Source organism: Streptomyces sp. NPDC002209 (assembly GCF_042890265.1).
In the GTDB taxonomy this organism is placed as follows: Bacteria; Actinomycetota; Actinomycetes; order Streptomycetales; family Streptomycetaceae; genus Streptomyces.
The window spans coordinates 52,062-67,657 of the sequence record NZ_JBIARX010000016.1 but is presented as its reverse complement, the minus strand read 5'-3'; the positions used below and the strand labels follow the sequence as shown (position 1 = coordinate 67,657).

Below are 15,596 nucleotides of genomic sequence, written 5' to 3'. Positions count from 1 at the left end.
CTCCGGCGCCGGGGTGCCGGATCCCGGGTCCGCCCGGGCCGCCGGAGCCCCGGCCCCGGCCCCCGACCCGGCCCCGGTCGAAGCCGGGACCGGCGCCGACGCCGGATGCGCCGCCGGCTGCCCCGAGGCGCTCGTTGCGCACCTGCCCGGCGTGGTCATCGAGCGCCGCATCGAATGGCCCGACACCGACGCCGCCGGGCACTACCACCACTCCACCGTCGTGCGCTGGGTCGAGGCGGCCGAGGCCGTGCTGCTGCGCCGCCTGGGCCTCGCGCACCTCTTCGGCAGCACCCCGCGCGTCCACTTCGAGGCCGACTACCGGGCCCGGCTCTGGTTCGGCGAGGCCGTGCGCATCGAGCTGAGCGTCGCCAAGGTCGGCGCCAGCTCCCTGCACTACGTGTTCACGGTCCACGGCGAGGGGGGCGTGGAGGCCGCCGCCGGGCGGATGGTCATCGCCCACTCCGCCTCCCGCGCGACGGGGACCACGCCCTGGCCCGCCGACGTGCGCGAAGTGCTGACGAAGTCGGGCCCGCAGGCACCGGAACTCCTCACGAGAGATGTCGAGCATTGTTGACGGTCGCCAAATCTGCACCATATGTTGTTCCGGAACCACGAGGAGGTACGCCGTGCGCGTAGCAGTCATCGGAGGAGGGCCCGGCGGGCTGTACTTCGCAGCCCTGGCCAAGCAGCTCTCCCCCCACTGGGACGTCACCGTCTGGGAGCGCAACGCCCCCGACGACACGTTCGGCTTCGGGGTCGTCTTCTCCGACGAGACCCTCGACGGCATCGCGCAGGCGGACCCCGAGATCTATGCGGCCATGTCGGCCGAGTTCGCCCGCTGGAGCGACATCGACGTCACCTACCGGCGCCGGACCCTCACCTCCGGCGGCCACGGCTTCGCCGCCCTCGGCCGCCGGCAGCTGCTGCGGATCCTCCAGGAGCGCTGCGCCGCCCTGGCGGTGGACGTCCGCTACCGCACGCAGGCCCCGCCCGCCGCCGAGCTGGCGGCCTCGTACGACCTCGTCGTCGCCTGCGACGGCGTACGGTCGGCCACCCGCGCCGCGTACGCGGACACCTTCGGGCCCGACCTGGACGAACGCTCCGGCCGCTACATGTGGCTCGGCACGGACAAGGTCTTCGAGGCCTTCACCTTCCTCGTCGAGGAGCGGGACTTCGGCACCCTCCAGGTGCACGCCTACCCCTACGACTCCACCCGCTCCACGTTCATCGTGGAGATGGACGAGGCCGCCTGGCGGCGCGCGGGCTTCGCGGAGTTCGCGGACCGCGACCACCCGCCCGGCACCAGCGACACGGACAGCATCCGCCGCTGCGAGGAGATGCTCGCCGGCCATCTGGACGGGCACAGGCTCCTGCCCAACAACTCCAAGTGGCTCCGGTTCACCACGGTGCGCAACCGCACCTGGCGGCACGAGAACATCGTCCTCCTCGGGGACGCCGCCCACACCGCCCACTTCTCCATCGGCTCCGGCACCAAGCTGGCCATGGAGGACGCCCTGGCCCTGGCGGCCTGTCTGCACGAGCACCCGGACGTGCCCGGCGCGCTCGCCGCGTACGAGGACGAGCGCCGTCCGGTCGTGGAATCGACCCAGCGCGCCGCCCAGGCCAGCCTTGAATGGTTCGAGAACATCGGCCGCTACACGGCCCAGGAACCACCCCAGTTCGCCTTCAACCTGCTGACCCGCAGCCGCCGCGTCACCTACGACAACCTGCGCGTGCGCGACGAGGAGTTCACCACCGCCGTCAACCCCTCCGCTCCCGTGCCCCCGATGTTCCGCCCCTTCCCGCTCGGCGGGCTGCTCCTGCGCAACCGGGTCGTGGTGCCGCCCACCGCCCTCGGCACCGCCCGCGACGGCATCCCGGGGGACTTCGACCTCGTCCACCTGAGCACCCAGGCGCTCGGCGGCTCCGGCCTGGTCCTCGCCGGGATGACCGCCGTCAGCGCCGAAGGCCGGGACGCCCCCGGCTGCCCCGGCCTCTACACCGACGAACAGGAAGCCGCCTGGCGGCGGATCACGGACTTCGTCCACGGCCAGTCCGACACCTGCCTCGGCATCCAGCTCACCCACGCCGGCCGCCGCGCCGGTACCGGGGACGCTCGGCCGATCGCCGCGTCGGCCCTGGCCTGGGACGAGCGCAGCCCGGTCCCGCGCGAGGCCACCCGGGCCGATATGGACGTCCTCGTACGGGACTTCGTCCGCGCGGCCCGGCGCGCCGACCGGGCCGGCTTCGACGTGCTGGAACTCCAGTACGGGCACGGGCAGTTGCTGTCCGGGTTCCTCTCGCCGCTGACCAACCTGCGCACCGACGCGTACGGCGGCGACCTCGCCGGGCGGCTGCGCTTCCCGCTCGAAGTGCTGGACGCCGTACGGGCGGTGTGGCCCGCCGGCAAGGCCCTGCTCGTGCGGATCTCCGCGGCCGACTGGGCCGAGGGCGGCCTGAGCGAGGCCGACGCCGTGGCCGTCGCCCGCGCCCTCGCCGAGGCCGGCGCCGACGGGATCGACGTCTCCACCGGCGAGGTCGTCGCCCACGAGCGGCCCCGCTACGGCCGCAGCTACCAGACCCCGTACGCCGATCTGATCCGCAACGCCACCGGGGTCCCCACCATCGCCGTCGGCGCGATCTCCACGTACGACGACGTGAACTCGATCATCCTGGCCGGCCGGGCCGACCTCTGCGGGGTGGGCCGCGCTCACCTGCACGACCCGCTGTGGACCCTGCACGCCGCGGCCGCCCAGGGCTACCACGGGCCCGCCGCGCCGTGGGCGCCCTCCTGGAAGGCGGGCAGCGGCAGACCGCCCGCCGCCCGCACCGACCGGGTCCCGCCGCGCCTGGAGCTGCTGCGGCAGCCCGCCGCGCCGGTGCACCAGCGCTGGCTGCCGCGCCTCGCCGCCACCGCGCCGGCCAACTGAGGAGACCCTGATGGAGACCCTGCCCCCGCACCGCCCGCCCCTGCACCACCTGCCCCGCTTCACGGCGGCCGCCGTCCAGGCCTCCCCGGTCTACCTGGACCCCGCCGCCACCGTCGACAAGGCCGTCGCGCTGATCGCCGAGGCCGCCGCGAACGGTGCCGAACTCGTCGTCTTCCCCGAGGTGTTCGTCCCCGGCTACCCCTACTGGAACTGGACGATGAACCCCGTCCAGGGCTCGCCCTGGTTCGAGCGCCTCCAGCGCGCCTCGGTCGACATCCCCGGCCCGTACGTCGACACCCTGCGCGCGGCGGCCCGCCAGTACGGGGTCGTCCTCGTCATCGGCGTCAACGAACGCGCCGCGCACAGCCTCGGCGTCCTCTACAACACCCTGCTCACCATCGGGCCCGACGGCGAACTCCTCGGCGTGCACCGCAAGCTGGTGCCCACCTGGGCCGAGAAGCTCACCTGGACCGGCGGCGACGGCAGCTCCCTGCGCGTCCACCCCACCCCCGTCGGCCCGCTCGGCGCCCTCGCCTGCGGCGAGAACACCAACACCCTGGCCCGCTTCACCCTCCTCGCGCAGGGCGAACTGGTCCACGCCTCCTGCTACATCGCCCTGCCCGTGGCCCCGGCCGACTACGACATGGCCGACGCCATCGCCGTCCGCACCGCCGCCCACAGCTTCGAGGGCAAGGTCTTCTCCGTCGTCGCCTGCTCCACCGTCTCCCCGGAGATCGTCGACACCCTCGCCGGGGACGACGAGGAGCTGCGCGCCCTGTTCCAGCGGCCCCGCAGCGCCCTGTCCGGGATCTTCGGCCCCGACGGCCGCCCGGTCAGCGAACCGCTCGTCGACGACGAGGGCATCGTCTACGGCGAGATCGACCTCGGCCGCTGCATCCAGCCCAAGCAGATGCACGACATCACCGGCCACTACAACCGCTTCGACATCTTCCGCCTCGAAGTCGACAACCGCCCCCGCCCGCCGGTGACCTTCACCGCACCGCCCGCGGGTCCCCTGACCACCACCGCTGAGGAGGACGCATGACCATCGAGCAGGACGACACCATGCTCGGCCGCGCCCGGGTCTTCGACACCCCCGAACTCGAGCACTACTACGGCGAGCTCGAGGCCCTGGACGCCGGCGCGCTGTGGACCGTCGCCAACGACATCGAGCCCTGGTACCCGCAGCCCAAGTCCGTACCCGTGCTCTGGCGCTACGAGGAGCTGCGGCCCCTCGTCCACAAGGCCCTTGGCCTGGTCAAGGCCGACGACGCCGGCCGCCGCGTCGTGATGCTCGTCAACCCCGGCCGCAAGGACGTCAGCGCCGCCGCCGGCCTCCTCTACACCGGGCTCCAGATCATGGGCCCCGGCGAGGCCATGACCGCCCACCGCCACCAGGCCGCGGCCCTGCGCTTCGTCCACGAGGGCACCGGCGCCTGGACGGTCGTCGACGGCCAGAAGCTGAAGGTCGGCCCGCGCGATTTCGCGATCACCCCCAACGGCACCTGGCACGAGCACGGCAACGACGCCGACGACGCGCCCGTCATCTGGCAGGACGGCCTCGACATCCCGCTCGTCAACGCCCTCGACGCCGGGTTCTACGAGGTGCACCCCGAGCTCCACCAGACGCCCGGGAAGGTGGTCAACTCCTCCGTGCTCCAGTACAGCGCGAACCTGCTCCCGTACGGCTCGGAACGCTGGAGCCGGCCCTACTCGCCGCTGCTCGCCTACCCCTGGGAGCCGACGTACGAGGCCCTGCTCGGCCTGGCGAAGGCGAGCGAGGGATCCCCGTACGACGGGGTCATCGCCGAGTACACCAACCCGGTCACGGGCGGCCCGGTGATGCCCACGATGGGCGCCCACATGCAGCTGCTGCGCCCCGGGCAGGCCACCCGCGCCCACCGGCACACCGGCTCGGTGATCTACACGGCCGCCAAGGGACACGGGGTCTCGGTCGTCGCCGGGCAGCGCTTCGAATGGCGCCAGGGCGACATCTTCTGCGTCCCCTCCTGGGCCTGGCACGAGCACCACAACCTCGATCAGTCCGAGGACGCCTGCCTGTTCTCCTTCAACGACTTCCCGGTCATGCGCTCGCTCGGCTTCCACCGCGAAGAGGCGTACCCGGACAACGACGGCCACCAGCCGATGCCCGCCGCCCCGGCTGCCGCCGCCCCGACCGCCACCGCCTGACCCCGAGGAGCCCGCCATGCGACTGCTGACCTTCACCACCACCGGCGACCCGGCCCCCCGCCTCGGCGCAGACGTCGACGGTCTCGTCCTCGACCTCGCCGTCCTGGCCGGCCGCGCCGGCGTGGACCTCCCGCACGACCTGCTCGCGTTCGTCCAGGCGGGCCCCACCGCCCAGGAGGCCGCCCGGCGCCTGATCGAGGCCGATCCCGCCGCCCGGCCGGCCGGGTCCTTCCACCGGCTCGAAGACGTCACCCTGGCCGCCCCGCTGCGCCCCGGAAAGATCATCGGAGTCGGCCTCAACTACGTCGAGCACGTCGAGGAGTCCAGCCGCAGCCTGGACACCGACAAGGAACTCCCGCCCCGCCCCGTGCTGTTCAGCAAGCCCGCGACGGCCGTCACCGGCCCCGGCGCGCCGATCCTGCACAACGGCGACCTCACCCGGCAGCTCGACTGGGAGTGCGAGCTGGCCGTCGTCATAGGCCGTACCGCGTTCCGGGTGAGCGAGGAGGACGCGTACGACCACGTCTTCGGCTTCAGCATCGTCAACGACATCAGCGCCCGCGACCAGCGCCGCTCCGGCCAGTGGTTCTTCTCCAAGGGGCAGGACTCGTACGCGCCCTTCGGCCCGGTGGTGGTCACGGCGGACGAGATCCCCGACCCGATGGCCCTGGACCTCTCGCTGCGCGTCAACGGCGTCACCAAGCAGAAGTCGAACACCCGGCACATGCTGTTCCCCATCGCCCGCCTCATCGCGGACATCAGCTCCGGCGTGACCCTGGAGCCCGGCGACGTCATCGCCACGGGATCGCCCTCCGGCGTCGGCGCCGGCATGGTGCCGCCTGAGTTCCTGGTCCCGGGTGACACGGTCGAGGCGACCGTCGAGCGCATCGGCACCCTGGCCAACCCCGTCGTCGACGCCCGCTGATCCCCGTACGTCCAGCAAGCACCCAGGAGTGCCCGTGCCGCCCCGCACCTACCGCATCGGCCAGATCGTGCCGAGTTCGAACGTGACCATGGAGACCGAGGTCCCCGCCATCCTGCGCGCCCGCCAGGCGGTCCTGCCCGACGAGAGGTTCACCTTCCACTCCAGCCGGATGCGCATGACCCATGTGACGCCGCAGCAGCTCAAGGCCATGGACGCCGACTCCGACCGCTGCGCCGTCGAACTGTCCGACGCCCGCGTGGACGTCCTCGGCTACGCCTGCCTGGTGGCGATCATGAGCATGGGCCTCGGCTACCACCGCACCTCGGAGCAGCGGCTGCACTCCCGTACGGTCGAGAACGGCGCCCCCGCACCCGTCGTCACCAGCGCGGGCGCCCTCGTCCACGGACTGCACACCATCGGCGCGCGCAAGATCGCCCTGCTCGCCCCGTACATGCGCCCGCTCACGCGGACCGTCGTGGACTACCTCACCCACGAGGGCATCGAGGTCCTCGACTACACGGCCCTCGAAATCCCGGACAACCTCGACGTGGCCGCCCACGACCCGGCCAGGCTGCCCGGCCTCGCCCGCGCGCTGGAGTACGCGGACGCCGACGCGGTCGTGCTCTCCGCCTGCGTGCAGATGCCCTCCCTGGGCGCCATCGAGGAGGCCGAACAGCTCCTGGGCAAGCCGGTGGTGTCGGCGGCCGTCTGCACCGCCCACCAGATGCTGCGCGCCCTCGACCTGCCGGCGCTGGCCCCGGGCGCGGGACACCTGCTCTCCGGCGCGTATGCGGAGGCCCCGCTGCCGCAGTAGTCACCCGCAGGGCCCGGGGCGGGCTCGATATGATCGCGACCGCGTACAACGGAAGGCGATCATGTCGGACAGCCCCCTCAGGCCCAGCTCGTTGATCAACACGGTCTACGGAGCGTTCCTGCGCCGCCTCGGCGGCTGGATCTCCATCGCGGACCTGATCACGCTGATGGGCGAGCTGGACGTCGACGGCCCGGCAGTGCGGTCGGCGATCTCGCGGCTCAAGAAGCGCGGCGTCCTCGAACCGGAGCGCCGGGGTGCCACCGGATACCGGCTCAGTCCGGCCGTGCACCCCGTCTTCGACGAGGGCGACCGCCGCATCTTCGCCAGCCTCGAACCCGCCGACCTGGCCGACGGCTGGGCCATGGCGGTGTTCTCCGTACCGGAGTCCGAGCGCTCCCACCGCTACCAGCTGCGCACCCGGCTGACCTGGCTCGGCTTCGGCAACATCGCCCCGGGCGTGTGGCTGGCCCCGGGGCGGCTGCTCGAAGACGCCCGCGGCATGCTCGTACGGCTCGGCCTCAGCGAGTACGTGCACCTGTTCGCCGCCGACTACGCCGCCTTCAGCGACCTGGCGCAGACCGTGAGCGAGTGGTGGGACTTCCCGGCGATCCAGACGCAGTACGCCGCCTTCACCGACACCTACGCCCCCGTCGCCAAGCGCCTCGCGGCGGAGGGGGAGCCCGGCCCGGCCGAGGCGTTCCGCCACTACGTGCCGCTGCTCACCCAGTGGCGCCGCCTCCCGTACCTCGACCCGGGCCTGCCGAGCGAACTCCTGCCGGCCGACTGGAACGCGGTGGCCGCCCGCCAGGTCTTCCAGCAGCTCCACGCGGTCCTGCTGGAGCCGAGCCTGCGCCACGTCCGGGAGGTCACGGGCCTGGAGGACACGGCCTAAGGCAGCGGCGCGATGGTGTACTTCGGGTTGGGCGTCCAGTCCGGAGTCAGGCTGGGCCGCGGCGGAGCCGGCGGGGGGTTGGGGCCGCGGTTCGGGTTCTGCGGGATCTGCGAGGAGCGCGGCGGGGACGAGGACTGCTTCGGACGGGCGCCGGGGGTGGCCGTCGGGTCCGGGGTCTCGGCCGGCTCCGAAGAGGCGACGGCGGGCGGGGGCGTCGGCGACGCGGCCGTCGGCGTCCCGCTCGTGCCCGGCGTCGGGGAGGCGGAGTTCTGCGGTTCCGGGGACGCGCCGCCGGAGCAGCCGGCGAGCAGCAGGCCGCCCACCAACACGGCGGTCACGGATATCGGCACTCTGCCGTGAGGGCTGAGGCCCATGGCCACCTCCTGGAAGACGATTCGGTCAACGCGCGGCGATCGTAGCTCAGACCTGCGCGGACGCTCCCGGCAGGATGATCGTGACGCCGCGGCCGGGTGCCGTGTCCATCGCGGCCAGGGCGGCCGGGGCCGCGTCGAGCCCGATCGTCGAGGTGACCAGCAGGTCGGGCCGCAGCGCCCCGGACCGGACCAGTTCCATCATCGGCGGATACGCGTGGGCGGCCATGCCGTGGCTGCCCAGGATCTCCAACTCCCAGCCGATCACCTGCTCCATCGGCAGGATCGTCTCCCCGGCCGCTGCCGGCAGCAGCCCCACCTGTACGTGCCGCCCCCGTCGGCGCAGACCCGCCACCGACGCCGCCGCGGTCACCGGCGAACCCAGGGCGTCGAGCGAGAGGTGCGCGCCGCCGCCCGTCAGTTCCCGTACGGCGTCGGCCGTACCGCCCGCCCAGGCGTCCACGCAGTGCGCCGCCCCGAACTCCCGCGCCAGCTCCAGCGCCCCCGGAGCCGTGTCCACGGCGACCACCCGCGCCCCGGCCGCCACCGCGACCATCACCGCCGACAGCCCGACCCCGCCGCACCCGTGCACGGCGACCCACTCGCCCGGCGCCACCCGCCCCTGCGCGACCACGGCCCGGAACGCCGTCGCGAACCGGCAGCCGAGCCCGGCGGCCGTCACGTACGAGAGCTCCCGCGGCACGGCCACGAGATTGACGTCGGCCTGCTCCAGCGCCACGTACTGCGCGAACGACCCCCAGTGCGTGAACCCGGGCTGCGTCTGGCGGGCACACACCTGCTGGTCGCCGGCCGCGCACTGGGCGCAGCTCCCGCAGGCGCAGACGAACGGCACGGTGACCCGGTCCCCGGGCCGCCAGCCCACGACCCCGGAGCCCACCGCCTCCACCACGCCGGCGAGTTCGTGCCCGGGCACGTGCGGCAGCACGATGTCCGGATCGTGCCCCATCCACCCGTGCCAGTCGCTGCGGCACAGCCCCGTCGCCTCGACGCGCACCACGACCCCGCCCGGCGACGGACTCGGATCGGGCACCTCGCGGACCTCGGCCGGCTGCCCGTACTGCTCGAACACCACCGCGCGCATGGGAACCGCCCTCCACTCGACTGCCCGGCACGCTACCCCGCACCCGACGCCGGCGTCAGGGAGCACCCGTACCGGCCCGCGCGAGGGCGACGACGCCCGCACAGATCAGTGCCACGCCCAGCAGTTGGGGGAGCAGCCACCACCCCGCCCGCAGGTGTTCCTCGTACAGGACCACGCCCAGCGCGATGCTGATGCCCGCATCGCCCAGAGTCAGCGCGGGCTGCGAGGCGACCAGCGGCCCGCCCTGCATGGCGTGTTCGAGCAGCAGCAGGGCGCAGATGCCGGTCGCGCCGAAGGCGTAGGTCTGCCAGGTGGTCAGGAAGGCCACGATGCCGCCCTCGGTCAGGACGTACACGGAGTGCTTCATCAGGGCGGCCGTCAGCGCGTAGCAGACGGCGGTGGCCGCGCCGAGGCAGCCGGCCCGGGCGCGCCCCGGCGGGCGGCGCAGCCCGGCCACCGCGAGCGCCGCGACGACGGCCGCGCACACGGCGAGGGCCGGGATCCACCGGTCGATCGGCACGTGCGTCCGGTTCCCGGCGGGGGAGGCCGCGGCCAGCGCCACCCCGAGCCCGGCCACCACCCCCGCCACGGCGAGCCACAGTGCCCCCGGCAGCCGCCGCCGGGCCACCAGTGAGGCGATGAGCAGCGCGAGCGGCAGCTCCAGCACGAACAGCGGCTGGACGAGGACCAGCGCACCGGTGGCCAGCGCCGCGGCCTGCCCGACCCCGGCCGCGATCACGGCCAGGATCCCGGCGATCCACACGGGCCGCCTCAGCAGGTCGAGGACCAGGCCGAACCGGAAGCCCTTGCTCTGCGGCACGGTCAGCGCGGCCCGCCGCTGGAGCACGGTGGCCAGCGCATTGCTGAGCGCCGCGAACAGCGCGAAGAGGACCGGCAGCACGACGCCCATCCGCCGATCCTCACGGCCCCCGCCGCACCCCCGGCCCCCGACACGCCCCGCCGGGTCGGATTCCCCCGCCCGGCTGGGGCCCCTGACGGTACTTCGACGCCACGACCCAGGCCGTCTAGCCGGCGGCCCGGGCCAGGGCGAGTGCGGCCAGGGCCCGGGGGGCGCCGGCCTGGCCGCGGATGCCGGGGAAGGCGTTGACGTCCACGATCAGCGGACTGCCGTCGCCGGTGTCGATGAGGTCCACCCCGTAGACGTCGAGCGAGAACGCCTCGCCGGTCCGCAGCACCAGGTCCGCCCAGCCGGGCGGCAGTTCGGCCAGGGGGAGCGACCGGGCCGGACCGCTGCCCTCCGGTGCGAGCTCGGAGCGGCGCAGGGCGGCGAAGACCCGGTCGCCGATCGCCCACAGCTTGTGGTCCCAGCCGCTGTTGGGCGCGAACTCCTGGACCACGACCGGTTCCTGCGGCCAGGCGTCCGCCAGCTCGCGCAGCCGGGCGTCGTCGTCGACCCGGGCGACCAGATCGTGCCTGCGGCTGTGCCGGCTCTTGACCACCAGGGGCGAGCCGCCGAGCGGCTCATCCGCAGCCCAGGCCGCGAGGGAGCCGTACGTGCGGGTGCCCGCGAACGGCAGACCGGCGCGCAGGGCGAGCTCCGCCATCTCGGTGCGGTCCTGGCAGAGCGTGGTCGCCGCCGCGGAGTTCAGCACCGGGGCCCCGCGCCGCTCCAGCTCCCGCGCGAGGTCCAGGCCCTGCGGTGTCTTCGACTTCAGCAGGTAGACGTCGGCCAGGTCCGCGGGGGCTGCGTCCACCGCACCCGGATCCAGTGATTCCACCCGGTGCCCGGCGGCTTCGAGCAGCGCCGCGGCGGCGGCCAGCAGCGGATGGCCGGGCTCCGGCGTGACCAGGCAGACCCTCACAGGGCGGCCTCGCCGGCCCGCGCGGACGCCTGCACCGCGGACGCCTGTACCGGCGCCCCCGGCACCGCGGACGCCTGTACGGGCGACCCTTGCGCCGGGATCGAGACGGGCAGTTGGTGCGGCGCCCGCGGCCGGCACACGGCTGCCGCCGCTGCCGCCGGGCTGCCCGTCCGTGCCAGCCCGAGTACGGCCCGGGCCACCCGGGCCGCCGCGTCCGGGACCTGACGGAAGCTCGGGAAGTCGTTCACGTCCACCACCACGGGCCCGTCCGGACCGAGCAGCACGTCGACCCCGTACAGGTCGAGCCCGTAGACCGCCCCCACCTGTGCGGCGATCGCCGCCACCTCGGCCGACAGCGGTACGCGCCGCTCCCGCACCGCCGGATCCGGGTGCAGGGGCGAGCAGCGCTCGGTGGCGAACAGCTCCCCGCCGACCGCGTACACCTTGATGTCGGTGCCCGAGTTGGGCACGTACGGCTGGGCGATGAGCATGTGCTCGCCCGCCAGCGCGGGCAGGACCGCCTCGAGCTCCGCGGGCGAGGACACCAGGTGCACGGCCCGCCCGGAGCTGCCGTCCGCGGGCTTGACGACGAGCGGGTACTCCGCCGCCGGTATCTCCCGCAGCAGTTCCGGCTGCGCCACGGCGTACGTCGGGGGCATCGGAAGCCCCCGCGTCCGGCCGATGGCGGCGGCCAGCGCCTTGTCCCGTACGCCCCGGATCGAGCGGGCGTCGTTGACCGTGGTCGCCCCTGCCGCGGCCGCGGCCTCCAGCAGGGTCAGCCCGGGCCCGCCCGACACCGTCTTGAGCACCCAGGCGTCGTGCGTGCCCGAGGCCACGACCTCGGTCATCCGCAGCAACGAGCCGCCCGGCCGCACCACGTCGACCCGGTGCCCCCAAGCGGTCAGCTGCCGGATCACCTCGTTCGGCATGCCGTCGTGGCGGTAGTGCTCCTCCACCAGGAAGCAGAGCCTCATCGACCTTCCCCATATTCCCCGGACGTCCGCCGATCCCGTCCGGCGAGTTGTGACGTCACAGGATGTCATGGACCGCAATGTGATGATCGGTCCGGATGGGGATGCGGGCCTTTTGGCCTGCGGCCGCCGGTCACTCGGGGTGCGTGGTGGCCACGAGTGCCGCGTCCCGTACCTCCAGGTGCGCGTGCCTCCTCAGCTCCCGCAGCAGCGCACGCCACTCGGCCGGCCAGCCGCAGCGACCGCCCATCGCCGAGGTGAGCGCGACGGCGAACAACCCCGGAACCGGGGCGCCGTCGTCTGCGAGGCCGCGTACGGCCTCCAGCACCACGGCGGGGTCCCCGACCCGGTCGCCGTGCCGGTTCCCGTCGCGCAGCGAGCCCGCGGTCGACGCGGCCAGCCCGGGCCGGCCCTCGTGGGCCGCCGCGAGGGCGTCCAGGGCCGCCCGCAGTTCCGGCAGGTCCGCGCGCAGGTCGACCGAACGCCGCAGCAGCGCCACGCGGTCCGTGGCCAGGGCGGGTTCACCGTCGAGCTGCCGCACCAGGGCGGCGCGCAGCTCCCGGTGCTCCGCAGAGACGCTCCGGCTCAGGAACCGCACCCGCTGGAGGGCCGGCAGATCGCGCTCGGCTTCCGCCTCCGCGTCGTCACCGGACCGTACGACGGCCAGCAGCCCGTCCACGGCACGGTGGAACTGGCTCCCGGGCTCACCGCCGCCGACGGGGTGCGGCAGCCCCGAACCGGCGATCTTCTCCAGCGCCGCGGCCGCGCCCTTCCACCCGGGGTCCGGCGACAGGTCGCACACCGCGCGCCGTACGGGGTCCGCGACCTCGGGTGCGTACGCGACCCAGTCCGGCAGCTCCTCGATCGCCCGAGCGGCCACGGAGCGGTGGGGAGAGGCGGCGAGCAGCGCCACCAGCCGGGCGAAGCGCGGCCGGTGCTGCGGCGCCACCCACAGCGCCGGGGTACCCGCGATCACCGCCCCGGCCTCCGGGGTTCCGCTCTGCGCAGCCGTCTCCAGCAGGGGCCAGACCTCCCCGGTCCCCAGGAGCCCGATCGCCAGGCTCACGGCGGCGGTCACCACGTCGGGGTGGCTGTCGGCGCCGCCGGCGATGCGCGCCAGGAGCACCGCGGCCCGGCGGGGCGGCAGGAACCGCGCGGTCAGCCGGGCCGCTTCCTTGCGGCTGGTCACCTTGACGCCCGAGGGCGCGGCCAACAGCCCGTCCAGCAGCTCCGCGAGCCGGGTCGGGGAAGTCCCCGCCGCCGCCCGCCCGGCGGCGTACACCGCGACCCGGGCGTGGTCGTCGCCCGCGTGCGCGAGCAGTTCGGGCAGGACCAGCGCAGGCTCCACCGTCCACGCCGCGGCGGCCAGCGCCGTCTCCGCGAGCCGGGTGTCCGCCGAGCGCGCGTGACGTCGCACGAGCTCCAGCCCGTGGTCGGGGATCCGCGCCGCGCCGCGCAGGACGTCCGCCCGCTGGTACGCCGCCCTGGCTTCGTCGCCGACGGCGACCTCGGCCAGCCAGGCCGCCTCCTCCTGCTGGCGGGGCACCCACCGGTCCGCGCAGTCGAACCGGGGGAGCGGCCGCACCGCTCCCTCCCGCAGGAACCGGCCGTACGGCGGGCGCGCGGCGAGTACGGAGTCCAGCAGATCGGTGCGGTGCGCCGACAGCGCGTCCAGTACGGGCTCCAGTGCGACCGCCGACGGCTCCTGCTCCAGCAGCGCGGCCACCCGCTCGCCGCGCGTAGCCGGATCCGACAGCCAGACCCGGGCGAACTGCGGGAACAACCCGTCCGTGCACCGCAGGCGAGCCTCGTCGAGCATCCGCTGGAGCTCCGGCATGCGGTGGCCGCGCTCTCCCAGGTGGGCCGCGAACGTGAGCAGCGGCGCGTACTCGCCCTGGGCGGCGCGGGCGTCGAGCCAGGGACGCAGGACGTCGAGGATCCGCTGCGCCCGGCCGGGCGGCAGCACGCTCCCGTACGCGCCGTGCACGAGGCGGCCGCTGCGGGCGACCAGCCCGTGGAGGGCGCGCAGCGCCCAGTCGAGCAGCGCCGAGGGGGGAGCCGGGTCCTCCACCACCGCGCACACCAGGCGCTCCAGGGCCCCGTGCGTCGCGGCGGAGCAGTCGCGCGCCTCGACGGCGTCCACGGCGATCCGGTCCAGGCAGGCGACCGACGCCTCGGCGGCCAGCAGCGGCAACGGCACCCGGGCCAGCGCCGCCAGCGCGGCCGAGCGCACGGGGTCGCGGTCGTTGCGCAGCCGCCGTGTCATCAGTTCGAGCACTTCGCCCAGCGCTTCGGCGTCGCGCGCGTGGACCGCGTTCTCGACGAGCCTCGGCCAGGCCGCCCGGCGGGTATCGGCATCGGAGCTCCGCGTCCTGGCGAGGAGTTCCGGCCGGGCCTCGTCGACCGGAAGATGCGCGACCGCTTCGAGCAGCCGGTCGGTCGCCCAGGCCTCCCGGCGGGCGCGGTCCGCTCGGCGCCGCGCCACGGCCTGGCGGCGCTCGCGCGGGAGCACGGCCAGGACGTCGTCGGGAACCGTCCCGTCGGGGGCGGGGACGTGCCCGGTGGCCGCGTCGTGGAACGCCGCGCGCCGGCCCGGAGGCAGCGCCTTCAACAGCGCGGCCAGGTACGCGGGGCGCCCGGCCCAGCGTCGGCCCAGGGCGGGCAGGGACGGCGGATCGGCCCGGACGAGCTGCCGCAGCCGGGAGGGCGCAAGGAGGTGCTCCCGGTACCCGTCCGCCCGATCCGGGGCGGTCAGCCAGCGGACGAACCGCTCCGCGTCCGCGGCGATCAGATCGCCGATCCGGTCCTCCAGGCGCCGGGGCAGCACGCCCGGCCCGTACTGCTCCAGCAGGCCGAGCACGCGCTCCGGTTCGGCGGGCAGGGCCGCGGCCAGCCCCGGAGCCTGACGGTCCCACCAGCTCGCGCGCAGCCCTTCCGGCAGCTCCGCCAGTTCGCTCGCCGCCTGGTCCAGCACCGGGCCGGGATGGCAGCGGCCCAGCCGCCCCCAGTGCGTGACGGCGTGGGCCAGCTCCGGAAGCAGAGCGGAGACGAACTCCGGCCCGCAGGCCGGGAGCAGACAGGCGGCCTCGCCGTCGCCCCACTGGGCCCGCAGGACGGGCGTCAGCCGCTGCGCGAGCTCCCGGCGCGAGCCGCGGAGCACGGCCCGCGTCAGCTGCCGGCGGATCTCTGCGGAGGCGTCTTCGTACGCCGCCTCGATCGCCTCGTCCGGCACGGGCAGGGTGCGTACGGCCCGGTGGGCGAAGGACCGCACCGTGGGGTCCGGGTCGGCCAGCCGCTGCGCCAGGTACTCGGTCTGCCGCCCCGCCAGGGCCGCCAGCGCGGCCAGCCGACGTTCGTAGCGGCCCCGGCCGGCCAGGCCGTCCAGTACGCCGGGCAGTTCGCCACTGCGGGCGAGGTCCCGGGCGGTGGTGGCGAGCAGCCGCAACCGGTCGGCGTGCGGGAGCGGATCGAGTGCGGCGAGCAGGTGTTCGACTGGATCTGGCATGGGTTCAGTGTGCCCACCGGGGCTGACGAGGAGAAACGGTTTCCCGGCGGCATGCGCGTGGCCGTGCGCGGCA

The 15,596-nt window shown here is 74.6% G+C and carries 13 protein-coding genes; 7 read left to right on the top strand and 6 right to left on the bottom strand.

Annotated features, from left to right (window positions below):
* The first annotated feature begins 13 nt into the window (after positions 1-13).
* The 7 genes from ACFYXK_RS26400 to ACFYXK_RS26370 all read left to right on the top strand — a co-directional run bounded on the left by ACFYXK_RS26400 (position 14) and on the right by ACFYXK_RS26370 (position 7,751).
* The gene (locus tag ACFYXK_RS26400; protein WP_389413420.1) at positions 14-574 is read left to right on the top strand and encodes an acyl-CoA thioesterase; all 561 of its coding nucleotides are present in this window, start codon (positions 14-16) and stop codon (positions 572-574) included.
* A 52-nt stretch (positions 575-626) separates the two neighbouring features.
* Positions 627-2,930, top strand: coding sequence for an FAD-dependent monooxygenase (locus ACFYXK_RS26395; RefSeq protein WP_389413350.1), 2,304 nt, complete (start codon positions 627-629; stop codon positions 2,928-2,930).
* A 10-nt stretch (positions 2,931-2,940) separates the two neighbouring features.
* The gene (locus ACFYXK_RS26390) at positions 2,941-3,975 is read left to right on the top strand and encodes a carbon-nitrogen hydrolase family protein (protein WP_389413349.1); all 1,035 of its coding nucleotides are present in this window, start codon (positions 2,941-2,943) and stop codon (positions 3,973-3,975) included.
* Complete coding sequence (locus tag ACFYXK_RS26385) at positions 3,972-5,120, top strand: cupin domain-containing protein (protein ID WP_383511571.1); 1,149 nt, start codon at positions 3,972-3,974, stop codon at positions 5,118-5,120. The genes ACFYXK_RS26390 and ACFYXK_RS26385 overlap by 4 nt, the downstream gene beginning before the upstream one ends.
* 16 nt (positions 5,121-5,136) lie before the next feature.
* A complete protein-coding gene (locus ACFYXK_RS26380) occupies positions 5,137-6,045 on the top strand; it encodes a fumarylacetoacetate hydrolase family protein (RefSeq protein ID WP_389413348.1) in 909 nt (302 codons plus the stop codon).
* Positions 6,046-6,133: 88 nt separating this feature from the next.
* Positions 6,134-6,859 (top strand): Asp/Glu racemase, encoded by a 726-nt coding sequence (locus ACFYXK_RS26375; protein WP_389413419.1) that lies wholly within the window; start codon positions 6,134-6,136, stop codon positions 6,857-6,859.
* Between the two features lie 61 nt (positions 6,860-6,920).
* Positions 6,921-7,751, top strand: coding sequence for a PaaX family transcriptional regulator C-terminal domain-containing protein (locus ACFYXK_RS26370; RefSeq protein ID WP_389413347.1), 831 nt, complete (start codon positions 6,921-6,923; stop codon positions 7,749-7,751).
* Here the strand turns inward: ACFYXK_RS26370 and ACFYXK_RS26365 are convergent.
* The 6 genes from ACFYXK_RS26365 to ACFYXK_RS26340 all read right to left on the bottom strand — a co-directional run bounded on the left by ACFYXK_RS26365 (position 7,748) and on the right by ACFYXK_RS26340 (position 15,523).
* Positions 7,748-8,089: a hypothetical protein gene (locus ACFYXK_RS26365; protein ID WP_389413346.1), complete on the bottom strand. Its 342-nt coding sequence runs from the start codon at positions 8,087-8,089 to the stop codon at positions 7,748-7,750. The two genes, ACFYXK_RS26370 and ACFYXK_RS26365, sit on opposite strands and share 4 nt — an antisense overlap.
* Positions 8,090-8,171: 82 nt before the next feature.
* On the bottom strand, positions 8,172-9,224 hold the full coding sequence (locus ACFYXK_RS26360; protein ID WP_389413345.1) for a zinc-dependent alcohol dehydrogenase family protein: 1,053 nt from the start codon (positions 9,222-9,224) through the stop codon (positions 8,172-8,174).
* A 55-nt stretch (positions 9,225-9,279) separates the two neighbouring features.
* Positions 9,280-10,134 (bottom strand): DMT family transporter, encoded by an 855-nt coding sequence (locus tag ACFYXK_RS26355; RefSeq protein ID WP_389413344.1) that lies wholly within the window; start codon positions 10,132-10,134, stop codon positions 9,280-9,282.
* A gap of 115 nt (positions 10,135-10,249) precedes the next feature.
* The gene (locus ACFYXK_RS26350; protein ID WP_389413343.1) at positions 10,250-11,047 is read right to left on the bottom strand and encodes a RimK family alpha-L-glutamate ligase; all 798 of its coding nucleotides are present in this window, start codon (positions 11,045-11,047) and stop codon (positions 10,250-10,252) included.
* The gene (locus ACFYXK_RS26345) at positions 11,044-12,021 is read right to left on the bottom strand and encodes a RimK family alpha-L-glutamate ligase (protein ID WP_389413342.1); all 978 of its coding nucleotides are present in this window, start codon (positions 12,019-12,021) and stop codon (positions 11,044-11,046) included. Before ACFYXK_RS26345 ends, ACFYXK_RS26350 begins: the two co-directional genes overlap by 4 nt.
* Before the next feature lie 130 nt (positions 12,022-12,151).
* Complete coding sequence (locus ACFYXK_RS26340) at positions 12,152-15,523, bottom strand: hypothetical protein (RefSeq protein ID WP_389413341.1); 3,372 nt, start codon at positions 15,521-15,523, stop codon at positions 12,152-12,154.
* Positions 15,524-15,596 lie beyond the last annotated feature (73 nt).